The organism is Pseudoduganella violacea, from assembly GCF_014191875.1.
Classification (GTDB): domain Bacteria; phylum Pseudomonadota; class Gammaproteobacteria; order Burkholderiales; family Burkholderiaceae_D; genus Rugamonas; species Rugamonas violacea_A.
Map to the genome: position 1 here is coordinate 69,710 of NZ_JACHXD010000004.1, position 20,003 is coordinate 89,712.

The 20,003-nt window shown below is 63.7% G+C and carries 24 protein-coding genes; 6 read left to right on the forward strand and 18 right to left on the reverse strand.

All coding sequences use genetic code 11. The features are described from left to right. Window positions 1–409: 409 nt before the first annotated feature. The 4 genes from FHS03_RS08715 to FHS03_RS08730 are packed head-to-tail and all read left to right on the forward strand — an operon-like array spanning window position 410 to window position 2,779. The gene (locus FHS03_RS08715; protein ID WP_183440619.1) at window positions 410–979 is read left to right on the forward strand and encodes an RNA polymerase sigma factor; all 570 of its coding nucleotides are present in this window, start codon (window positions 410–412) and stop codon (window positions 977–979) included. Continuing rightward, window positions 976–1,380 (forward strand): DUF3619 family protein, encoded by a 405-nt coding sequence (locus tag FHS03_RS08720; protein ID WP_050406916.1) that lies wholly within the window; start codon window positions 976–978, stop codon window positions 1,378–1,380. Before FHS03_RS08715 ends, FHS03_RS08720 begins: the two co-directional genes overlap by 4 nt. A gap of 3 nt (window positions 1,381–1,383) precedes the next feature. Continuing rightward, on the forward strand, window positions 1,384–2,247 hold the full coding sequence (locus FHS03_RS08725) for a DUF3106 domain-containing protein (protein WP_183440620.1): 864 nt from the start codon (window positions 1,384–1,386) through the stop codon (window positions 2,245–2,247). Next, window positions 2,234–2,779 (forward strand): RDD family protein, encoded by a 546-nt coding sequence (locus FHS03_RS08730; RefSeq protein WP_183440621.1) that lies wholly within the window; start codon window positions 2,234–2,236, stop codon window positions 2,777–2,779. Before FHS03_RS08725 ends, FHS03_RS08730 begins: the two co-directional genes overlap by 14 nt. Window positions 2,780–2,816: 37 nt before the next feature. Here the strand turns inward: FHS03_RS08730 and phnF are convergent, their stop codons facing one another. From phnF to FHS03_RS08760, 6 genes are all read right to left on the reverse strand, one after another. After that, window positions 2,817–3,545 (reverse strand): phosphonate metabolism transcriptional regulator PhnF, encoded by a 729-nt coding sequence (phnF, locus tag FHS03_RS08735; RefSeq protein ID WP_183440622.1) that lies wholly within the window; start codon window positions 3,543–3,545, stop codon window positions 2,817–2,819. 81 nt (window positions 3,546–3,626) lie between these two features. Further along, window positions 3,627–4,466: a phosphonoacetaldehyde hydrolase gene (gene phnX / locus FHS03_RS08740; RefSeq protein ID WP_183440623.1), complete on the reverse strand. Its 840-nt coding sequence runs from the start codon at window positions 4,464–4,466 to the stop codon at window positions 3,627–3,629. A gap of 20 nt (window positions 4,467–4,486) precedes the next feature. After that, complete coding sequence (locus FHS03_RS08745; RefSeq protein WP_183440624.1) at window positions 4,487–5,587, reverse strand: 2-aminoethylphosphonate--pyruvate transaminase; 1,101 nt, start codon at window positions 5,585–5,587, stop codon at window positions 4,487–4,489. 36 nt (window positions 5,588–5,623) lie between these two features. Continuing rightward, window positions 5,624–7,318, reverse strand: coding sequence for a putative 2-aminoethylphosphonate ABC transporter permease subunit (locus tag FHS03_RS08750; protein WP_183440625.1), 1,695 nt, complete (start codon window positions 7,316–7,318; stop codon window positions 5,624–5,626). Then, a complete protein-coding gene (locus tag FHS03_RS08755; RefSeq protein WP_371871635.1) occupies window positions 7,315–8,454 on the reverse strand; it encodes a putative 2-aminoethylphosphonate ABC transporter ATP-binding protein in 1,140 nt (379 codons plus the stop codon). Before FHS03_RS08755 ends, FHS03_RS08750 begins: the two co-directional genes overlap by 4 nt. Next, a complete protein-coding gene (locus tag FHS03_RS08760) occupies window positions 8,451–9,479 on the reverse strand; it encodes a putative 2-aminoethylphosphonate ABC transporter substrate-binding protein (RefSeq protein WP_183440626.1) in 1,029 nt (342 codons plus the stop codon). The genes FHS03_RS08755 and FHS03_RS08760 overlap by 4 nt, the downstream gene beginning before the upstream one ends. A 202-nt stretch (window positions 9,480–9,681) precedes the next feature. On the opposite strand from FHS03_RS08760, the gene FHS03_RS08765 reads away from it, so the two are divergent. Next, window positions 9,682–10,737, forward strand: coding sequence for a porin (locus FHS03_RS08765; protein WP_183440627.1), 1,056 nt, complete (start codon window positions 9,682–9,684; stop codon window positions 10,735–10,737). A gap of 65 nt (window positions 10,738–10,802) precedes the next feature. Beyond that, entirely contained in the window at window positions 10,803–11,255 is a 453-nt protein-coding gene (locus FHS03_RS08770) for a GNAT family N-acetyltransferase (RefSeq protein ID WP_183440628.1), read from the forward strand. 3 nt (window positions 11,256–11,258) lie between these two features. Here FHS03_RS08770 and FHS03_RS08775 read toward each other — a convergent pair whose 3' ends face one another. The 12 genes from FHS03_RS08775 to FHS03_RS08830 all read right to left on the reverse strand — a co-directional run bounded on the left by FHS03_RS08775 (window position 11,259) and on the right by FHS03_RS08830 (window position 19,868). Beyond that, entirely contained in the window at window positions 11,259–11,939 is a 681-nt protein-coding gene (locus FHS03_RS08775) for an RNA pseudouridine synthase (protein WP_183440629.1), read from the reverse strand. 3 nt (window positions 11,940–11,942) lie between these two features. Continuing rightward, entirely contained in the window at window positions 11,943–12,857 is a 915-nt protein-coding gene (locus FHS03_RS08780; protein WP_183440630.1) for a class I SAM-dependent methyltransferase, read from the reverse strand. After that, window positions 12,844–13,038 (reverse strand): Fe-S cluster assembly protein IscX, encoded by a 195-nt coding sequence (gene iscX, locus FHS03_RS08785; protein WP_183440631.1) that lies wholly within the window; start codon window positions 13,036–13,038, stop codon window positions 12,844–12,846. The genes FHS03_RS08780 and iscX overlap by 14 nt, the downstream gene beginning before the upstream one ends. Before the next feature lie 14 nt (window positions 13,039–13,052). Next, entirely contained in the window at window positions 13,053–13,394 is a 342-nt protein-coding gene (fdx, locus tag FHS03_RS08790; RefSeq protein ID WP_183440632.1) for an ISC system 2Fe-2S type ferredoxin, read from the reverse strand. Between the two features lie 28 nt (window positions 13,395–13,422). Further along, a complete protein-coding gene (hscA, locus tag FHS03_RS08795; RefSeq protein WP_183440633.1) occupies window positions 13,423–15,303 on the reverse strand; it encodes a Fe-S protein assembly chaperone HscA in 1,881 nt (626 codons plus the stop codon). Between the two features lie 61 nt (window positions 15,304–15,364). Then, window positions 15,365–15,880, reverse strand: coding sequence for a Fe-S protein assembly co-chaperone HscB (hscB, locus tag FHS03_RS08800; protein ID WP_050406904.1), 516 nt, complete (start codon window positions 15,878–15,880; stop codon window positions 15,365–15,367). Between the two features lie 10 nt (window positions 15,881–15,890). After that, on the reverse strand, window positions 15,891–16,214 hold the full coding sequence (gene iscA / locus FHS03_RS08805) for an iron-sulfur cluster assembly protein IscA (RefSeq protein WP_176347014.1): 324 nt from the start codon (window positions 16,212–16,214) through the stop codon (window positions 15,891–15,893). Window positions 16,215–16,233: 19 nt separating this feature from the next. Further along, window positions 16,234–16,617, reverse strand: a complete 384-nt coding sequence (gene iscU, locus FHS03_RS08810) for a Fe-S cluster assembly scaffold IscU (RefSeq protein WP_050406902.1) — start codon at window positions 16,615–16,617, stop codon at window positions 16,234–16,236. 40 nt (window positions 16,618–16,657) lie between these two features. After that, entirely contained in the window at window positions 16,658–17,923 is a 1,266-nt protein-coding gene (locus FHS03_RS08815; RefSeq protein WP_176347013.1) for an IscS subfamily cysteine desulfurase, read from the reverse strand. Between the two features lie 30 nt (window positions 17,924–17,953). Continuing rightward, on the reverse strand, window positions 17,954–18,424 hold the full coding sequence (gene iscR / locus FHS03_RS08820; RefSeq protein WP_050406900.1) for a Fe-S cluster assembly transcriptional regulator IscR: 471 nt from the start codon (window positions 18,422–18,424) through the stop codon (window positions 17,954–17,956). 161 nt (window positions 18,425–18,585) lie between these two features. Then, a complete protein-coding gene (locus FHS03_RS08825) occupies window positions 18,586–19,347 on the reverse strand; it encodes a uracil-DNA glycosylase family protein (RefSeq protein WP_183440634.1) in 762 nt (253 codons plus the stop codon). Between the two features lie 83 nt (window positions 19,348–19,430). Beyond that, a complete protein-coding gene (locus FHS03_RS08830) occupies window positions 19,431–19,868 on the reverse strand; it encodes a hypothetical protein (protein WP_183440635.1) in 438 nt (145 codons plus the stop codon). Window positions 19,869–20,003: the final 135 nt, after the last annotated feature.

A 20,003-nucleotide genomic window follows, 5' to 3' on the forward strand; every position in this document is an offset into this window, starting at 1 on the left:
GTCCCTTCTTTCTGCGGTCGCGGCATCCCTTCCCTTGACCGTAGGCAAGGTACAAGACACAGCTCAACGCAACTCGTTTGGCCGGAGTTTCTGCAGCACTCGCGCAAACCTCTCGCGCTTGTGGCGCGGGTTAGAGCAAACTGCTGACAAATGAAAGCTGGATGCACCATGGCGGCTTTGTGTGCCTGCTGCGGTACTTCCGGGGCGCTTCGTGGTGTGCAAAGCGATTCATACGGTACTGCGTTGCACAATTTTGGTCAAGAATTATTGTTGAAATTGCGCATTTCCCGCTTTTGCGCCGTGGAAAACGTGGAAAAAACATGCGGAATGAGTCATTTTTTGCTAGGATGCGCACAGTTTAGACTGACCTCAACAGCGGCCTCTTCTGCCGCCGCACGCTTCCCGACGCATGGCCACAGACAAAGAATTATCGGATTTCCTGGAGAACGTCGAGCGGCGTGCCTATAAACAAGCCGTGTACGCGGTGCGCCGCGACGAAGCGGCTCTGGATATTGTCCAGGACGCCATGATCAAGCTGGCCGAAAAATACGGCGACAAGCCGGCGGCCGAGCTGCCCCTGCTGTTCCAGCGCATCCTGCAAAACACCATCCTCGATTTCTTCCGCCGCGAAAAGGTGCGCAACACCTGGGTCAGCCTGTTTTCCGGCCTCGGCCCCAGCTCGGACGAGCATGAGGATTTTGATATACTTGAATCTTACGAGGCCGAACACGGTTCCCAGGCAGCGGAATCGAGCGCCGACCAGGTCGAGCGCATGCAGGTCTTGCAAGTCATTGAAGATGAAGTACAAAAGCTGCCAGCGCGTCAACGGGAAGCCTTCCTCATGCGTTATTGGCAGGACATGGACGTGGCAGAAACCGCCGAAGCGATGGGATGTTCCGAAGGGAGCGTGAAAACGCATTGCTCACGAGCAACTCACACTCTCGCCGAATCGCTCAAAGCCAAGGGGATAAAACTATGAATACCGAAGACCTGAATTTCGCGTACAAAGTGCGCCATGCGCTCAACGAAAAGCTCGACGACCTGCCGGCCGCCACCAGCGACCGCTTGGCCGCCGCGCGTCAGGCCGCCCTTGCCCGCAAAAAAGCGCATGTTCCCGTACGCGTTGTGCGTAGCGCGCCGGCCGTGGCCGGTGGCGGCCATGGTTTCTTCGCCAATCCCCTGGGCTGGTTTAACCGCTTCAGCGTGGCCCTGCCCCTGATGCTGCTGGTGGGCGGCCTGATGGGCGTGTTCCAGTACGAGCAGCAGCAATCGATCGCCGAACTGGCCGAACTGGACGCCGCCGTGCTGTCCGACGAGCTGCCGCTGTCGGCCTATCTGGACGACGGTTTCCACGCCTATCTCGAAACCCGCGGACAGTAAGCAATGACGCGTGTTTCCGGTCGCAGCAAATACCTGATTGCCGGTGCTGGCGCCCTCGTGGCCGCCGCGCTGGCCGCCGCCTGGGTGGGTGAAACCCGCCAGGCCGCACCCGCCCTTGCTCCCTCTGCCGCATCCAGCGCCAATATGCCGCATACCGTGGCCGCGCCGCCTGCCGTCGCGCCGGGCGCGGCCAAGCCGGCCGTGGGCGACAAGCCGTACTGGAAAGACCTGAAGCCCGCCCAGCAAAGCGCCCTGGCGCCGCTGCAAAGCGGCTGGGACGACCTGGGACCGGTGCGCAAGCAGAAATGGATCGAGATCGCCAACCGCTTCGCCTCCATGAAGCCGGACGAGCAGCAGCGCGTGCATGAGCGCATGCGCGAATGGGCGCGTCTGACCCCGGCCGAACGCAAGGTGGTGCGCGAGAACTTCTCGCGCGCGCAGAAAATCACATCCGGCAAGCAGGCCAAGGCCGCGCAGTGGGAGGAATACCAGCAGCTGCCGCAGGAGCAGAAGAAGAAGCTGGCCGACGCCGCCGCCGCCAAAAAGCCGCAGGTCGCCAAGCCGCCGACGCCGGCCCAGAGCAAGATGAAAACCCCGCCGCCGATCAAGCCGCATGCACCGGGCGCCGTGGCGCCTGCGCCGCAGCCCAATCCGGCCGTCGGCACCGTGCCGCCCGCCGCCACGACGCCGGGCGCGGTGAATGTGATCCCCGGCTCGTATCCGGGCGCCGGCCCTGTGCCCGCGGCGGCGGCCGCCCCGGCAACGGCCGGCATTCCTGCCGACGCCAGCGGCGCCGCCTCGGCGGCGACGGCAGCCTCCGTACCACTTAATGCCGCTCCGGCCGTACCGCCCAATGTCAGCAAATAAAGCCACGCCCGTCATCGTCACCAATCCAAGCATCAAGCGCCGCCTGATTTCGATGGTGTATGAAGTGCTGCTGGCGTTCGCCGTGTTGTTCCTGCCATTCCTCGTTTTTGAAATGATCAGCGGCGCCAGCCACACGGCGGTGGTCGAACATCTGCGCCAGGCGCTGGCCTTCCTGATCCTGGGCGCCTACTTCATCCACCAGTGGAGCCGCAAGGGCCAAACCCTGGCGATGCAGACCTGGCGCCTGAAAGTGGTGATGCCGGGCCAGGCGAATGTGCCGCTCAAGGTGGCGACCCTGCGCTATCTGGCGAGCTGGATGTGGGTGCTGCCCGCCCTGCTGCTGGACTACGCGCTAGGCCTGGAAAAATGGCATGCGCTGTACGCCCTGTTCGGCGGCGTGCTACTGTGGTCACTGACCGCCTTCTTCGACAAGGACCGCCAGTTCCTGCACGATAAGATCGCCGGCACGCGCATGGTGCAATTGCCCAAGCTGGAAAAGAAAAAGGCCAAGGCGCAAGAAGCCAAGGCCTGATCCCGCATCGCGCCGCCGCCGGCGGCGCTGTCTCCCTTCAATCCGGTTCGATCACCAGCTGCACCGCCGTGCTGCTGAAATTCGAGATGCCGTATTCGAAGGGCTTGTCGTCCTGATCGACATACACCGTTTCCACATACAGGATGGGCTGCGACACCGGCTGCCCCAGGCGCTGGGCGATTTCCAGGCTGGGCAGGCGCGCCGTAATGCGGCTTAAGCGGCGCTGGAACTGCTGCACGCCGAACTGCGCCAGCGCCAGATGCGTCTTGCCCGCCTTGGCATAGGCCTCGCCGAAGCCTTCGAAGCGCGGCAGCGGGAAGTACTGGGTGCAGACGCCGATCACCTTGCCGTCGACCACGTCGAGCGAATTCACGGCCAGGGTGCGGGCGCGCGCCGACAACTCCAGCATGCCGGCGATTTCGGGCGTGGGCCGCAGCGCTTCCCAGTTCAGGATTTCGCTCTTGCCGACGCGGCGCGCTTTCACCACGCTATGCGCCAGACGCGTGCGGCGGCCGATCTGGTAGTCGAGGAAGTCCTCGCGCACGAAGGTGCCGCGGCCATGCACGACTTCCACGATGCCCTGCTCCACCAGCGCCTTGACCGCCTGCCGCACCGTATGGCGGTTGACGGCAAAGCGCTCGGCCAGCGCGGTTTCGTTGGGCAGGCGGCCGCTCAGGCGGCCCGCCATCACTTCGTCGGCGAGCGTGGCCTGGATCTGCTTCCAGACCGTGGTGCCGGCTTGCCGGACGATCGCGTTTTCAAGCATGCAGCTACACTCCAGTATCAGGCGGACACAAAAAATCTTCGCTCGGATTGTCGCATATTTGCCTGCCCCGCGCTGCCGGCATCAAGGCCTTTCCCCCTCGCGCAAACGGGCTTCGATGGCTTCGATCACGGCCGGCAGATCGGCGATGGTGTCGATTACGTAATGGGCGCCGACGCCGAGCAGCTTTTGCCGCGCCGCCTCGGCGCGTTGCGCGCGCTCTTCCTGCGACAGGACCGCCAGCTCGGCTTGCGTCACGCCCATCTCGTTGCCGGACAAGGCCAGGCCCACGCTCCACATGCCGGCCGCCAAGCCTTCGGCGATGCCGGGCACGGTATCGTCTATCTTTACGCAAGCCGCTACGGCCGGCACGCCCAGCTTGACCACATTGTCCAGCGCCATCCACGGGCCGGGGCGGCCGCCCGCCGCCAGATCATCGGTGGCGACGGCGTGATCGACCAGCAGGCCGTCCGCTTTCGCTTTTTCCAGCAGACGATTCATCACCACGCGCGGATAGCCGGAGCAGGAACCGATGCGCATGCCGCGCTGGCGCAGCTGCGTCAGCACATCGATGGCGCCGGGGATGGGATCAGAGTAATGCCCCACGCGCTCGATCTGCAGCGGCAGGAAGTTGGAGTAGATCGCATCGACGTCGCTGCTTTGCATGGGCGCGCCGAAACGCTGCAGCCAGCGCGCGGCCACGCCATCCTGCCTGCCCAGCGCTTCGATATGATCCCATTTCGCCAGGCCCATGGGGCGGCGCGCCTCTTCCAGCGAGACTTCGATGCCGAAGCCGGCGAAGGCGTCGATCAGCACCTGGGTCGGCGCGAAGGAACCAAAATCGACCAGGGTGCCGGCCCAGTCGCACACCACGGCTTGCAGAGGGCCGCGATAGGCCGGGCTTTGTTCGGTATTGCGTTGCATTGCTGTTCTCCTTGTTTTGATTATTGGCGCATGCCCATTTCGTCGAGCACGGCGGCGATGGCGGCCAGACCACGGCGCATATCGCTGGAGTCAATGGCGCCGATGCAGCCGACGCGGAAGGTTTCGACCGCAGTCAATTTGCCCGGATACAGGATCACGCCGCGCGCCTTCACACGCTGATAGAACTCATTGAAATTCCAAGCCGGATGCTTGGGCGCATGCACGGTGACGATGATGGGCGCCTGGATCTCGGCAGGCAGGAAGGACGCGAGACCGATGTCCTTCAGGCCGGCGATCAGGGTTTCACAATTGGCGCGGTAGCGTGCCAGACGTGCCGGCTGGCCGCCTTCCGCCTCGTACTGGGCGATGGCGGAATCGAAGGCCGCCACCACATGGGTCGGCGGCGTGTAACGCCACTGGCCGGTCTTCTGCATATAGCGCCACTGCGCGTACAGGTCTAGCGAGAGCGAATGGGAACGGCCCTCAGCCTGCTCCAGCGCTTCGGTGCGCACCAGGACAAAGCCCATGCCCGGCACGCCTTCCAGGCATTTATTCGAGGAGCCGATTACCGCTTCGAAGGGCAGATTGCGCGCCGACAGCGGCAGCGCGCCGAAAGCGCTCATGGAATCGATGATCAGTTTGCGGCCCAGGCTCGCCGTTTCGCCCGCGATCGCTTCGATCGGATTCAGGATGCCGGTGCTGGTTTCGCAATGGATCACGCCAACGTGGGTGATGCTCTCGTCGGCTTCCAGATAACGGCGCAGCACGGCCGGATCGACCGGCGAGGTTTCGCCGAAGTCGGCCACCATGACCTGGCGCCCAATCTGGCGCGTGAGCTGGGCCATGCGCAGGCCGTAGGCGCCATTCGCAAGCACCAGCAGCTTGCCGCTCTGCGGCAGCAGGCTGCCGATGGCCGCTTCCACGGCGAACGTGCCGGAGCCTTGCATCGGCACGCAGGTGTAGTTATCGGCGCCGTCGATGATGGCGAGCAGGCGCTGGCCGACGCGCGCGGTCAGGGCGTTGAAGTCGCTGTCCCAGGAACCCCAGTCGTGCTGCATGGCGCTCTTGGTGAGCGCGGACGTGACCAGGGGACCGGGAGTCAATAACAGAGGTGCTTGCATGGTTCTACTTTGCATAAGGTTTAGAGAAGAAGGTGTTCAATGGCCGCGCCAGGCCTGGGTGCGCCGCTCGCACCACCAGCCCAGCGCGTTCAGGGCCAGCGATATAGCGGCCGAGGTGGCGACGATCAGTGTTGCCATGGCGGCTGCGGCGGCGGTGTCGCCCGCGTCGTCCATATTCAGCACGGCGACCGATGCCAGCACGGTATCGGCGTTGTAAAGGAAGATCACGCAGCTCACCGTGGTCATGCTGGAAACGAAGAGGTAGCGGAAGACGTTCAGCAGCGACGGCAGCACGATCGGCAGGCTGACGCGCAGGCAGCAGGTCCACCAGGGCCGCCCCAGCGTACGCGCCGCCGCTTCGATTTCGCCGTCGATCTGGCGCAGCGATGTGGTCAGCGCGAGGTGGCCGGTGGTATAGAAGTGGGCCACGGCGGAAGCGGCCAGGATCGCCATGCCGCCGAACAGGCCATGCAAGGGATTGCCCGGCGCGTTGAAGAAGAACACATAGCCCAGGCCCAACACCATGCCGGGAACAGCCATCGGCACGATGGCGGCGAAGCGCATCAGCGGCAGCGCGGCGCGCGCGGCAGGCAGTTTTTCCATCAAATAGGCATTGAGGAAAATCAGCGCGCTGCCCGCGATGGCCGTCAGCAGCGAGAGCGTCAGGCTGTTGCGGAAGGCCAGCCAGCCGCCGCCATCCTGCTGGTCGAAATCGAAATGGACCAGGGAGAATTGCAGCTTATACGGCCACAGCTCGATGAAAGCTGCGCCGATGGCCACGCCCACCAGCGCCAGCATGAAGACGGCGATCAGGCCGCAGGCCAGCAGCAGCGGGATGTCGCGCGCGGCGTTGGGTTTGGGACGGTATTGCACCGAACGTCCCGTCATCGCAGCCTGTTGGCGGCGGCTGACGCGGCGTTCGACGGCAAAACTGAGCAAGGCGGGCAGCAGCAGCAAGAGCCCGATCACCGCGCCGTGATTGAAGTTCTGCTGGCCCAGCACCTGCTTATAAGCTTCCAGCGCCAGCACATTGAACTGGCCGCCGATCACTTTCGGCACGCCGAAGTCGGTCACGACCAGGGTCAGTACCAGCGTGGCGGCGGAGACCAGTCCATAGCGCGCGTTCGGCAGCGTGATGGTCATGAAGCGGCGTAGCGGACTAGCGCCCATGGCGGTGGCGGCTTCGTACAGACGGGCGTCAGCCACGGACAGGGCGGCCGTCATGATCAGCACCGCATGCGGGAAAGTGTTGAACACCTCGCCCAGGACGATGCCCAGCGGGCCGTAGATGCCTTGCCCGCCCAGCCAGCCGCGCAGCAAGCCTTGGGTGCCGAACAGGTAGACCAGGGAAATGGCGGGCATCAGCGATGGCGTCAGCAACGGCAGCAAGGCGATCAGGCGGAAGATGGGTTTGGCGGCGATGCGGGAACGCGTCAGCGCAAAGGCAAAGACAAAGGCGGCGGGCAGCACCAGCACGGCCGTCATCACGGCGATCTGGATGCTGTTCCAGGCCGCCATGGCGATGCGCGGCTCCTGCACCACGCGCAGCAGTTGCGCCGCGCCGATAAAAGCGCCGGAACGGTCCTGCAGCGCCTTGACGAAGATAGCCGACAGCGGCAACAGCACAAACACCAGCAGCAGTGCCGCCCCGCCCCACATCAGCAGGGCCGCGAAGCGCTCGTCCGCGCTGCGCAAGCTGGCGCCGCGCGGCCAGGCCAGCGACGCGCTCATGCCGCGCCCTCCATGAAGAAGCGCACGCGGTGCGGCGGAATCGATACCGGCACGCGCTGGCCGGGCTGCAGACTGTCGTAGCCAGGTTCGCTGGCGGGGACGTCCACGATCAGTTGCACGCTGCGGTCGGCGCACAGGGACAGCATGCCCCGCCGCACGCCGCCCAGGAAATCGACGCGGTCGACGATGGTCATGGTCATCGATCCGCCCGCCGTCCAATGCGGCTCGACGCGCACGTCTTCCGGGCGGCAGAAGGCCAGCGCCGTGCGCGCGCCGGCCGGCAGGTCATGGCCGAAGGAGATATCGCCCACGGTCGCCAGCCCCGCTTCGTTCAACCTGACGGGCAGCCAGTTGGCGCTGCCGACGAAGTCGGCCACAAAGCGCGTGCGCGGCGAACCGTAGACCTGCTCAGGCGTGCCGACCTGCTCGATGCGGCCCTTGGCCATCACGGCAATGGTGTCGGCAATCGCCAGCGCTTCTTCCTGGTCGTGCGTGACCATGATGGCGGTGATGCCCAGCTTGCGCTGCAAGGCACGCAGCTCCTGGCGCAGGTTTTCGCGCACCTTGGCATCGAGTGCCGACAGCGGCTCATCCAGCAGCAACAGGCTGGGCGAGGTTGCCAGCGCGCGCGCCAGGGCGATGCGCTGCTGCTGGCCGCCCGAGAGCTGGGCGGGATAGCATTCCTGCTTGCCGTCCAGTTCCACCATCTCCAGCAGCTGCGCCACGCGTTTGGCTTTCTCCTTGCGCGGCAGGCGCAGCGCATACGCGACATTTTCCGCCACGGTCAGATTGGGGAACAAGGCGTAGGACTGGAACACGATGCCGTAATCGCGCTGCGCGGGCGGCAGCACGCCGATATTGCGTCCGCCCATCAGCACCACGCCGCCGTCCTGCTTTTCCAGCCCGGCGATGATGCGCAGCAGCGTGGTCTTGCCGCAGCCCGAGGGGCCGAGCAGGCAGAGGAACTCGCCCTGGCGCACATCGAGCGTGATCTCGTCCAGCACCGTGGCGGCGCCGAAGCGCTTGTTCACGCCCTCGATGCGCAACCAGCCCGGCGCGGGCGCACTGACCTGCATTCCGCCCCGCGCCACGCCGGCCGCTTCCTGCCCGCTCAGCGGAAAATCGCTCTGCTTCATTGTTTCGGCTCAGCCTTGCCTTCGTAGCGTTTGCTCCACTCGGCCAGGATGCGTTCGCGTTCGCGCGCCGACCATTTCAGATCCTGCTTGATCAGCAGTTGCTCGTAGTTGGCGGGAATGGCAGGATGCGGCTTGGCCACCCCGGGATAGGCCACCAGCGCAAAGTTCTTCGCATACAGCTCATTGGCGGCGCGCGAAGCCGACCAGTCGGCCAGTTTGCGCGCCGCTTCCAGGCGCTTGGTGCCTTTGACGATGGCGGTGGCTTCCACGTCCCAGCCCAGGCCTTCTTTCGGCAGGATCACTTCCAGCGGCGCGCCGCCCTCTTTCAGCTTGGCCGCGCGATATTCGAACGCGATCCCGATCGGGAATTCGCCGGCCGCCGCCTGCTTGCAGGGCTTGGAGCCGGAGTGGGTGTACTGGCCGATATTGTCGTGCAGCTTGTCCATGAAGGCCCAGCCTTCCTTCTCGCCGAACAGGGTGAGCCAGGCCGTCACGTCGAAGTAGCCGGTGCCGCTCGATACCGGATGCGGCATGGTGATCTTGCCCTTGTATTCAGGCTTGAGCAGGTCTTTCCACGATTCCGGCTTTTTCAGGCCCAGCTTGGCCGCTTCCACGGTGTTGAAGCAGACCGCCGCGCCCCACACGTCCATGCCCACCCAGCTTGGCGGATTGGCGCTGTCCACATAGCGCGCATTGAGCTTGCTGTAGTCCTTGGGCGCATACGGCTGCAGCATGCCTTCTTTTTCGAGCACCAGCAGCGAGGTGGCGGCCACGCCCATCACCACGTCGGCTTGCGGTGCGGCTTTTTCGGCCAGCAGCTTGGCGGTGATGATGCCGGTCGAATCACGCACCCACTTGATCTTGATATCGGGATTATCGGCTTCGAAACGGGTCTGGTAGGCCTTGAGCTGGTCGGCTTCCAGCGCGCTGTACACGGTCAGCGTGGTTTCGGCGTGGGCCAGGGCGGCGCCCAGACCAAGGGTCAAGGCCAGGGCAAGCGGCTTGAGAGTAGCGGGGAAAGACATGCACAGCTCCATGAAGTTGAACAGGATGCGGCGCATCTTAGCCAGCGAATATGACGCCACAATGACATCTAGACGTCTATTTTCATTAAATCATTCAGTCATCTAGACGTCACGATCTGGTAACAATCCCTGTTTAAGCTTCGGCGCTCAGGCAATCCGCCTAAATCTGGCACCTTCGCCACTTTCAACGGGAAGAATAGGAATGAAGAAATCTCTCATGGCCGCCGCCCTGTGCGCCTGTAGTGCCGCCCCCGCGCTGGCTCAATCGAACGTCAGCATCTACGGCGTGCTTGACCTCAGCGTAGCCAAAACCTCGGGCGCCACCGCCAGCACGCATACGCCGACGGCCGCCCTGCCCGCCTTCAACGGCAACGACACCAAGATGCAGAGCGGCACGCTGCAAGGCAGCCGTATCGGCTTCCGCGGCACGGAAGACCTGGGCGGCGGCTGGTCCACCATCTTCACGCTGGAATCGGGCATCCTGGCCGATACCGGCGCTTCCGACCAGAGCGGCCTGCTGTTCGGCCGCCAGGCTTTCGTCGGCCTGAAAAACAAGGAACTGGGAACGCTCACCCTGGGCCGCCAATACGGTCCCGAATACCTGGCGTGGAAGCTGATGGAGCCGATGGATGACGGCTTTGCCGGCGCCGGCAGCAATCTGTTCGCCACCAACGGCAAGCGCGTCAACAATGCGGTGAAGTACACCACGCCCACCCTGCACGGCGTGACGGCCGATATCCTGTATGGCTTCGGCGAGGTGGCCGACAACAAGGCTGCCAACCGCCATATCGGCAGCTCGGTGATGTATGCCGAAGGTCCGCTGACCATCCGCGCCGGCTACCATCGCCAGAACAACGCCAACGCCACCGACCATTCCACCAACTACGTGATCGGCGGCAGCTACGATTTCCGCGTGGTGAAAGCCATCATCATCGGCGGCAGCAACAAGGGCACCGGCACGACCGACAGCCGCGACCTGCTGCTGGGCGCATCGATTCCTTTCGGCTCCAGCACCATCCTGGCCAGCTATATCCGCAAGAACGACCGCACCGTCGCCAACAAGGACGCCAACCAGTGGGCGCTGACCTATACCTACGACCTGTCCAAGCGCACCATCGCCTACGCCTCCACGGCGAAAGTGAGCAACAAGAACGGCGCCAATTACCATACCTATAGCGCCACCTTGCCCGTCGCGGGCCAGACCGGCGCGATAGCCGGTACGCGCGAGTTCAATCTCGGCTTGCGCCACTCCTTCTGATTCCCGGCGGCAGGGAGCGCGCCGTTCCCTGCCCTGCTCCACGCACACACGCATCGAAAGACCAAATGGAAATACGCAATGCACAGCGCGGCGACCTGCCGCGCATCGCCGCGCTGTTCTGGCAGCTCGGCTATCCCAATACCGTCGCCAGCCTGGAACAGCGCTGGCCCGAATTCGAGCGGCGCGATGGCGATTGCTGGGTGGCGGAGGTGGCCGGACAGATCGTCGGTGTGCTGACGCAGAATTACGTCCTGCCGCTGAGCACCACCGGCGAATATGCCGTGGTGTCGGCCTTTGTGGTGGATGAAACCTTGCGCCGCCTGGGCGCGGGACGGGCGCTGATGGCCCACGCGGAAGCCCGGGCGCAGGCGCGCGGCTGCACGCATACGGAGCTGTCGAGCAGCATGCGGCGCCAGCCCGCCCATCTGTTCTATGAGCGGGTGGGCTACCGCGAAGTGCCCAAGCGTTTCGTCAAGGATTATGCGCCGCGCGCGGCGGCGCCGGAGGATATGCAGTAAAGCTTAGAAGCGTTCGTAGCCCTGCAGGTAGCGCCACTCGCCCACCGGCAGGCCGGACATGGCGATGCGGCCCAGGCGGATGCGCTTCATGGCCGTGACTTTCAGGCCCACGGCCAGGCACATCTTGCGGATCTGGCCCGGCTTCGGACCTTTGATGGCGAAGCGCAGGCGGCCTTCGTTCTGCCAGCTCACCTTGGCGCTGCCCTGGTTCAGCTGTTTCAGGCCATCCTCGGCAATCGCACCATCGACATCGACGATGATTTCCTGCTCCACCGTATCGGCATCCTGCACCAGCTTGCGCGCCACGCGGTAGTCCTGGGTGAACACGCATAGGCCGCTGGCCATATCGTCCATCGGCAGCGCCAGCGTCAGATTCACGAAGTGGCGCTTGAGGAAGCGCTGCTTTTGCGCCTCGGCCGAACGCGCCTCTTCCTTCAGGTGCGCCTGCGGCGCGGCGCCGGCCGCCTTGTGCATCACGATGGTCACGGGCGGAATCTCGGTCGGCTCGGCATCGGCCGCCAGCTCCACCTTTTGATGGGCGGCGACACGCGCGCCGGCTTCTTCCACCAGCACGCCATCGACGCGCACATAAGCGCCTTCGATATACAGCTCGGCTTCGCGGCGCGAACATGGCACCATTTCCGCCACACGCTTGGAGAGGCGGATCGTCGTTTCTTCAGTCATGATTTACTCTTCTACTACGCCCGCCTCGGCGTGTTCGGCTTTTTCCAGATGGCTGCTGTAGAAACGCTGACCCATTTCTTCCAGGCCCAGGGTTTCCAGCACTTCCTGCAGGCGCTCGCTCGGACGGCGGCGCGGCAGGTTCTTGTAGGTGGCGATGATGAGTTCATTCTTCATCGAATGCTCCCAGCCCACCAGTTCCGTCACATTCACCTGATAGCCATGCGCTTCCAGCTGCAGGCAACGCAGCACATTGGTGATCTGGCTGCCGAATTCACGCGTGTGAATCGGGTGGCGCCAGATTTCGGTCAGCGCTGATTTAGCCAGAGACTTGCCCTTGTTCTTGCGCAGCACCGAAGCCACTTCGGCCTGGCAGCACGGCACCAGCACCATGTACTTGGCGCGCTTCTTCAGCGCGAAGTCGATGGCGTCGTCGGTCGCGGTATTGCAGGCATGCAGGGCGGTGACGATGTCGATCTGCGCCGGCAGCAAATCGGAGGTAGTCGATTCGGCCACCGACAGCGGCAGGAAGGACATGCCGGGGAAGTCGAACTTGGCCGCCAGTTCCTGCGAACGCTGCACCAGCTCTTCGCGCGTTTCGATGCCGTAGATGTGCGAACCGTCGCTCAGCGCCTTGAAGAACAGATCATAGATGATGAAGCCCAGATAGGACTTGCCCGCGCCATGATCGACCAGGGAGATGCTCTTGCCCGTGGCCTGCACCTCTTTCAGCAGCGGCTCGATGAACTGGTACAGGTGGTAGACCTGTTTCAGCTTGCGGCGGCTGTCCTGATTCAGCTTGCCGTCGCGCGTGAGGATGTGCAGCTCCTGCAGCAGCGCGACCGACTGGCCGGGCTTCACTTCAGGGATATCGGTCACGGTGGCCGCCAGTGGCGCGGCCGCTTTCTTATTTGGCTTCATCGATCCATGCCTGCTGAATCGCTTCCAGCACCTTCTCGCCGCCGCGCTTATGGTCGTCGTCGAATTCTTCCAGATCGACGGTCCAGTTGTGCAGGTCGGTGAAGCGGATCGTGGTCGGGTCCACGTCCGGATGCTTGTCGTACAGCGCTTCGGCAATCGCCGTAATATCAGTCCATTTCATCGCTGGCTCCGCAATCAGTGGCCGCCTTCGCTGGCGTGGTTGATGGTGTACTTCGGAATTTCGACGACCAGGTCTTCTTCCGCCACGATGGACTGGCAGGACAGGCGCGATACCGCTTCCAGACCCCAGGCCTTGTCCAGCAAGTCTTCCTCGGTTTCGGTCGCTTCATTGAGCGAATCGAAGCCTTCGCGCACCAGCACGTGGCAAGTGGTGCAGGCGCAGGATTTCTCGCAAGCGTGCTCGATATGGATGTCGTTCTCCAGCAGCACGTCGCAAACGGACTTGCCGGCTGGGGCTTCGATCACGGCGCCTTCAGGGCACAGCTTTTCATGGGGCAGGACTACGATTTGTGGCACTTGATACCTCTTTCAATATTCAGCAGATTTATGCTACCTGGTCCAGCGCCTTGCCGGCCAACGCGCTACGCACGCTGCGGTCCATGCGGCGCGAGGCGAATTCCTCGGTGCCCTGGGCCAGCGCTTCCACCGCGGCCTTGACGGCCTGGTGGTCGACCGCGCCGGCAAGCGACTGCTCGACCACGGCACGGGTATTGGCCATCAACGCATCGATGGCGGCACGTTCTTCGGCCGACAGCAGGGCCGTGTCCTCGTCCAGCGCCACTTGCGTCGCCAGCATGATGCGTTCGGCTTCGACCTGCTCTTCGCGCAGGGCGCGCGCCTTCATATCGGCATCGGCGGCGCTGTAGGAATCCTGCAGCATGCGCGCCACGTCGTCGTCGCCCAGGCCGTAGGACGGCTTGACGGTGATCGAGGCTTCCACGTTCGAACGCAGTTCGCGCGCCGATACCGACAGCAGGCCATCGGCATCGACCTGGTAGGTGATGCGGATGCGCGCCGCGCCGGCCGCCATCGGCGGAATGCCGCGCAGCTCGAAGCGCGCCAGCGAACGGCAGTCCGACACCAGCTCGCGCTCGCCCTGCAGCACATGCACCGCCAGCGCGGTCTGGCCATCCTTGAAGGTGGTGAATTCCTGGGCGCGGGCGCAAGGAATGGTGGAATTGCGCGGAATGATCTTCTCGACCAGGCCGCCCATGGTTTCAATGCCCAGCGACAGCGGGATCACGTCCAGCAGCAGCCAGTCGTCGCCCGCCGCGCGGTTGCCCGCCAGCAGATTGGCCTGCACGGCGGCGCCCAGCGCCACCACCTTGTCCGGATCGATATTCGCGTGCGGGATGGTGTGGAAGTAGTCGCCCACGGCGCGCTGCACATGCGGCATGCGGGTGGCGCCGCCCACCATCACCACGCCGTCGATATCGTCGGCGTCGACATTGGCGTCGCGCAGCGATTTCTTCACGGCGTTCATGGTCTTGGCGACCAGGTGCTTGGTGATGTCGGCGAAGGTTTCGGCGCTGATGCGCAGGTGCACTTCCTCGCCCGAATTCAGGACCGCGTCCACCGTCACTTCGGACTTGGTGGACAGCAGTTCCTTCGCTTCGCGCGCCTTCACCATCAGGATGGCGGTGTCCTCGTCCGACAGCGGGGCCAGTTTTTCCTGTTCGTGAATCCAGCAGAACAGACGGTGGTCGAAGTCGTCGCCGCCCAGCGCGGAATCGCCGCCAGTGGACAATACTTCAAACACGCCCTTGCTCAGTTTCAGGACGGAGATGTCGAAGGTGCCGCCGCCCAGGTCGTACACGGCAAACAAGCCTTCCGAACCGTTGTCGAGGCCATAGGCAATGGCGGCGGCGGTCGGCTCGCTCAGCAGGCGCAGCACGTTCAGGCCGGCCAGTTGGGCCGCGTCCTTGGTGGCCTGGCGCTGGGCGTCGTCGAAATAGGCCGGCACAGTGATCACCGCGCCCACCAGCTCATCGCCCAGTGCATCTTCGGCGCGCTGGCGCAGAGTGGCCAGGATCTGGGCCGAGACCTCGACCGGGCTTTTTACGCCGGCCACGGTTTTCAGCTGCACCATGCCGGGCGCGTCGACGAATTCATATGGCAGGTTTTCCGCGTAAGCCACGTCCTTCAGGCCACGGCCCATGAAGCGCTTGACCGACACGATGGTATTGCGCGGATCGGTGGTCTGGTGCGCCATAGCCTTGTAGCCGATGTTCGCATGGCCGTTCGGCAGGTAGCGCACCACGGAAGGCAGCAGCGAATGGCCCTCTTCGTCGCGCAACACCTCGGGGATGCTGCTGCGCACAGTGGCGACCAGCGAATTGGTGGTGCCCAGATCGATGCCGACGGCCAGACGGTGCTGGTGCGGCGCGGTGGACATGCCTGGTTCGGAGATTTGCAGAAGTGCCATGTGAAACCTGTTTTTCTGTATGCACCGGCTAGCGCGCCGGCATTCGCCAAGCCTGAATGGATCAGGCTTCGATGGCGTCGAAGGCGAAGCGGACTTCTTCGCCGAATTTTTCGAGGAACATCAACGCCCGCACGCCCTGGGCGGCGCCGTGGAAATCGCCGCCGCCGATCTGCGTTTCGATTTCCAGCAATTGCAGCTTGCGCGCGCCGCGCAGCTGGCCATCGAGCTTGTCGAGCAGGTCGGCGTCCTTGGCGGCGCGCGCCTCGGCCAGCTCTTCGCGCCATTCCATCTGCTGCATCAGGAAGGCCATCGGCATGGACGTATTCGACTCCACCTTCAAGTCCACGCCATTCAACTCGCACAGGTACTGCGCGCGCTTCTGCGGATTCTTCAGGGTCTGGTAAGCCTCGTTGGCGCGCGTCGCCCACTGCATCGCCACGCGCTTTTCGGCGTCGCTGGCGTTGACGAATTTATCCGGGTGGACGCGGCTCTGCACTTCGCGGTAGGCGGCGTCCAGGGCGGCGCCGTCCACGGCGAACTGCTGCGGCAGTTGAAAGAGGTCGAAATGGTTTTGCACGGCCAGCCAGTCAGATACGGAAGCTTTCGCCGCAGCCGCAGGCGTCTTTCTCGTTCGGGTTATTGAACTTGAAGCCTTCGTTCAGGCCTTCGCGGGCGAAATCGAGTTCGGTGCCGTCGATGTATGGCAGGCTTTTCGGGTCGACAAAGACCTTTACGCCGTGCGACTCGAAGACGGTGTCCTCGGCCGCCGATTCATCCACGTATTCCAGCTTGTAAGCCAGTCCCGAGCAGCCGGTAGTGCGCACGCCGAAGCGCAGGCCAATGCCCTTGCCGCGCCGTTCGATATACCGGCTGATGTGTTTCGCTGCCTTCTCGGTCAGTGTGATTGCCATACTCTTCTCCGTGGCCGGTTTAGGCTGCGTGCTTGGCCTTGTAGTCCTGCACTGCGGCCTTGATGGCGTCTTCCGCCAGGATGGAGCAGTGGATCTTCACTGGCGGCAGGGCCAGTTCTTCCGCGATCTGGGTGTTCTTGATGGCCAGCGCCTGGTCCAGGGTCTTGCCCTTGACCCATTCGGTCACCAGCGAGCTGGAAGCGATGGCCGAACCGCAGCCATAGGTCTTGAACTTCGCGTCTTCGATCAGGCCGTCGGCGCCGACCTTGATCTGCAGTTTCATCACGTCGCCGCAGGCCGGCGCGCCGACCATGCCCGTACCGACGGTTTCATCGCCCTTTTCGAAAGCGCCCACATTGCGCGGGTTTTCGTAGTGGTCGAGTACTTTTTCCGAGTAAGCCATTTTGATGCTCCTAATAATTCAACGTATGACGGCGGCGCGATCAGTGCGCGGCCCACTGGATCGAATTGATGTCGATCCCTTCCTTGAACATATCCCACAGCGGGGACAGTTCGCGCAGCTTGTTCACCTTGGACTTCATCAGTTCGATGGCGAAGTCGATATCCTTCTCGGTCGTGAAGCGGCCGATGGTGAAGCGGATCGAGCTGTGCGCCAGTTCGTCGCTGCGGCCCAGGGCTCGCAGCACGTAGGACGGTTCCAGGCTGGCCGAAGTACAGGCCGAACCGGAGGACACGGCCAGGTCTTTCACCGCCATGATCAGCGACTCGCCTTCCACGTAGTTGAAGCTGACGTTCAGGTTATGCGGCACGCGGTGTTCCATATCGCCGTTGATATAGACTTCCTCGATCTGCTGCAGGCCTTGGGCCAGGCGGTCGCGCAGCGCCTTGATGCGCGCGATTTCGCTGTCCATCTCTTCCTTGGCGATGCGGAAGGCTTCGCCCATGCCCACGATCTGGTGGGTCGGCAGGGTGCCCGAGCGCAGGCCGCGCTCATGGCCGCCGCCGTGCATCTGCGCCTCGATGCGCACGCGCGGCTTGCGGCAGACGTACAGCGCGCCCACGCCTTTCGGGCCGTAGGTCTTGTGCGCGGTGAAGGTCATCAGGTCGCACGGGGTTTTCTGCAGGTCGATCGCCACCTTGCCGGTCGCTTGCGCGGCGTCGCAGTGGAAGATGATTTTCTTTTCGCGGCACAGAGCGCCGATTTCATCGATCGGCTGGATCACGCCGATCTCGTTATTCACCAGCATCACGGACACCAGGATGGTGTCGGGACGGATAGCGGCACGCAGCTGCTCGACGCTGATCAGGCCATTGTCCTGCGGGTCGAGGTAGGTCGCTTCGAAGCCGACGCGTTCCAGTTCGCGCACGGTGTCCAGCACGGCCTTGTGCTCGGTCTTGACCGTGATGATGTGCTTGCCCTTGGTCTTGTAGAACTGGGCGGCGCCCTTGATCGCCAGATTGTTGCTCTCGGTCGCGCCGGAGGTCCAGATGATTTCGCGCGGGTCGGCGTTGACCAGGGCCGCCACCTGGGCGCGCGCCTCTTCCACCGCCGCTTCCGCCGTCCAGCCATACATATGGCTGCGCGACGCCGCGTTGCCGAACTGTTCGCGCAGATACGGGATCATCTTGTCGGCCACGCGCGGATCGATTGGCGTGGTGGCCGAATAATCCATATAGATCGGGAAGTGCGGGGCCGTGTGGAAGTCCACCGGGGCAACCTGGGCAACGTTCTTTTCAGGGGCGTTCATCAATTACTCCAATACTAGTACTGCGTCTGTTTAACCGAGCGCGGCGCGGTGCATGACGACCACGTTTTGATCAGCATTTTTTTGCTTCTGTTGGTCCACCAGATCCTGCAGCGACACGGAATCCAGGTAGTCGACCATTTTTTCGTTCAAGGTGGTCCACAGTTCGTGGGTCATGCAGCGGGCGCCGGTGGCGTGGTCGGCGCCATGGCAATTTTCCTTCCCGCCGCACTGGGTGGCATCGAGCGGTTCATCGACCGCGATAATGATGTCGGCCACCGTCACCTTGTCGGCCCGGCGCGCCAAGCTATAGCCGCCGCCGGGGCCGCGGATCGATTCCACGATTTCGTGGCGGCGCAGCTTGCCGAACAGTTGCTCCAGATAGGACAGCGAAATCGCCTGCCGCTGGCTGATGCCGGACAGCGTGACCGGGCCTTTGCCCTGGCGCATCGCCAAATCGATCATCGCGGTTACTGCAAAACGGCCTTTGGTGGTCAGACGCATCACAACCTCGGTTCAACTCAGTTAAAATATCGTGCTACCCAACCAATCGCATTTCCCGATTAGTTGAACGATTTAGTCAAGTATATCAAACTTGGCTATCTTTGTCAGGCGACCCCAAAACCGCCTGCGGGAAGCTGCTTGTGTTCCCGCCGCCCACTATTTCAGGGTTTCAGCAGATTCATCGGCCCGAACAGGGCGTGCATGTCCTTATTCGCAATAAACGACAGGTTATACGGGTGTTCCGCGACGATTTGCGGCATATCCTTAACCGTAGGCAACTTATTCAGCTGCTCAGCGATCTTGCCCCACAGCACCAGCTTGGGCGCCTGCGGGGCCAGCGCGGCGACCACGGTCTCAAAGAACGGCAGCCAGGCGCGCGCATCGATGGCCGGCGCCACATGGGCGCGGAACACCAGGGAAGCGTTGAGCAGTAGGAAACCTTGCTCCGTCAAGCGGGCCTGCATCTCGGCCAGGGTGGCGATGGCGCCGCCGGCGCGGGCGCGGCTGGCCACGGCGGCCAGGGCGGCGCCGGCGGTATTGTCCTGCGCCAGCTGGCCGTCGGCCACCAGCAGCATCTTCATGAAATTGCGCAAGGAGGTGGCTTTATTGACCGGCTTCGACAGGCCACCATCGGCCTCTTCCGACCACAGGCCGCGCACCGCCCCGTCCATGAAGCAGACCCCGGTCGCGCTCTCGGCGCGCGGATACGGTCCCTCGCCCACCAGCACATAACGCACCTGCGCCATGGGCAGGGAAAAGGCGGCGAACAGGCGCATCTCAGTGGGCAGGTAGTCATCGGCTGCCAGCGCCGGCAGATAAGCGGGATTGGCCGCCGCCATCGCTTCCAGCCCCTGCAGCAAGACCGGCCGCCATGAGGAATGGGCCAGGTCGAGGGCTTGCAGGATGGGCGATGGGATAGTCATGGGGGAAAACGGCCGGAAATCAAAGGCGAGATTGTACCGCAACGCAGCATGGCTTGCTGCGCGGACATGCCTTGGGGAAAGGCCTAACTTTCGCCCAGCAAGTCGTTGGCGTTGAGGATGGCGAAGGCGATTTCCGGGTGGCGCTCCAGGCAGCGGCGCACGGCGGCCGGCACCGCCTGCCGCGTCTTGCGGCACAGGCCGGGACGCTGGCCCAGCTGGATCACGAAGCCGCGCATGGTGCGCACCTCGTTGCCGCCGGGCGCGATGCTCAGGGACACGCCGAGCTGCTCCTGCAGGCGCTGGCCCACGCGCATCAGTTCGGCATGGCTGGCGATTGCCTCGATGCGCTCGATCAGGCGCTTTTCTTCGTCCTTGGTCAGGCGCAGCACGCGCCGGTCGGCCTCGGGATCGGCCAGCAGCCGTTCGCGCTCGCAATCGCAAGCGCCAGGCGGGCACTCCTTGCGCAGCGGCGGCTGGGCGGCGTGCAAGCTAAGCGGACTGGACGGGCTGGCTTCAGGCATGGGAAGACTCCGGCGGATGCGTCCGAGTATGCGGTGGCCGCCGGCCGCTGTCAAACCAGGCCGCCGGAATTTAGCGTGCGCATATTGTGCTGCGCAACAGCCCGGCGTAAAGTGCACAAGCGCCCCACTCCATCA

Excerpts from the sequence above, each read along its gene's own strand:
- FHS03_RS08715 (WP_183440619.1), top strand. The coding sequence starts at position 410 with ATGGCCACAGACAAAGAATTATCGGATTTCCTGGAGAACGTCGAGCGG.
- FHS03_RS08720 (WP_050406916.1), top strand. The coding sequence starts at position 976 with ATGAATACCGAAGACCTGAATTTCGCGTACAAAGTGCGCCATGCGCTC.
- FHS03_RS08725 (WP_183440620.1), top strand. The coding sequence starts at position 1,384 with ATGACGCGTGTTTCCGGTCGCAGCAAATACCTGATTGCCGGTGCTGGC.
- FHS03_RS08730 (WP_183440621.1), top strand. The coding sequence starts at position 2,234 with ATGTCAGCAAATAAAGCCACGCCCGTCATCGTCACCAATCCAAGCATC.
- phnF (WP_183440622.1), bottom strand. The coding sequence starts at position 3,545 with ATGCTTGAAAACGCGATCGTCCGGCAAGCCGGCACCACGGTCTGGAAG.
- phnX (WP_183440623.1), bottom strand. The coding sequence starts at position 4,466 with ATGCAACGCAATACCGAACAAAGCCCGGCCTATCGCGGCCCTCTGCAA.
- FHS03_RS08745 (WP_183440624.1), bottom strand. The coding sequence starts at position 5,587 with ATGCAAGCACCTCTGTTATTGACTCCCGGTCCCCTGGTCACGTCCGCG.
- FHS03_RS08750 (WP_183440625.1), bottom strand. The coding sequence starts at position 7,318 with ATGAGCGCGTCGCTGGCCTGGCCGCGCGGCGCCAGCTTGCGCAGCGCG.
- FHS03_RS08755 (WP_371871635.1), bottom strand. The coding sequence starts at position 8,454 with ATGAAGCAGAGCGATTTTCCGCTGAGCGGGCAGGAAGCGGCCGGCGTG.
- FHS03_RS08760 (WP_183440626.1), bottom strand. The coding sequence starts at position 9,479 with ATGTCTTTCCCCGCTACTCTCAAGCCGCTTGCCCTGGCCTTGACCCTT.
- FHS03_RS08765 (WP_183440627.1), top strand. The coding sequence starts at position 9,682 with ATGAAGAAATCTCTCATGGCCGCCGCCCTGTGCGCCTGTAGTGCCGCC.
- FHS03_RS08770 (WP_183440628.1), top strand. The coding sequence starts at position 10,803 with ATGGAAATACGCAATGCACAGCGCGGCGACCTGCCGCGCATCGCCGCG.
- FHS03_RS08775 (WP_183440629.1), bottom strand. The coding sequence starts at position 11,939 with ATGACTGAAGAAACGACGATCCGCCTCTCCAAGCGTGTGGCGGAAATG.
- FHS03_RS08780 (WP_183440630.1), bottom strand. The coding sequence starts at position 12,857 with ATGAAGCCAAATAAGAAAGCGGCCGCGCCACTGGCGGCCACCGTGACC.
- iscX (WP_183440631.1), bottom strand. The coding sequence starts at position 13,038 with ATGAAATGGACTGATATTACGGCGATTGCCGAAGCGCTGTACGACAAG.
- hscA (WP_183440633.1), bottom strand. The coding sequence starts at position 15,303 with ATGGCACTTCTGCAAATCTCCGAACCAGGCATGTCCACCGCGCCGCAC.
- iscA (WP_176347014.1), bottom strand. The coding sequence starts at position 16,214 with ATGGCAATCACACTGACCGAGAAGGCAGCGAAACACATCAGCCGGTAT.
- iscU (WP_050406902.1), bottom strand. The coding sequence starts at position 16,617 with ATGGCTTACTCGGAAAAAGTACTCGACCACTACGAAAACCCGCGCAAT.
- FHS03_RS08815 (WP_176347013.1), bottom strand. The coding sequence starts at position 17,923 with ATGAACGCCCCTGAAAAGAACGTTGCCCAGGTTGCCCCGGTGGACTTC.
- iscR (WP_050406900.1), bottom strand. The coding sequence starts at position 18,424 with ATGCGTCTGACCACCAAAGGCCGTTTTGCAGTAACCGCGATGATCGAT.
- FHS03_RS08825 (WP_183440634.1), bottom strand. The coding sequence starts at position 19,347 with ATGACTATCCCATCGCCCATCCTGCAAGCCCTCGACCTGGCCCATTCC.
- FHS03_RS08830 (WP_183440635.1), bottom strand. The coding sequence starts at position 19,868 with ATGCCTGAAGCCAGCCCGTCCAGTCCGCTTAGCTTGCACGCCGCCCAG.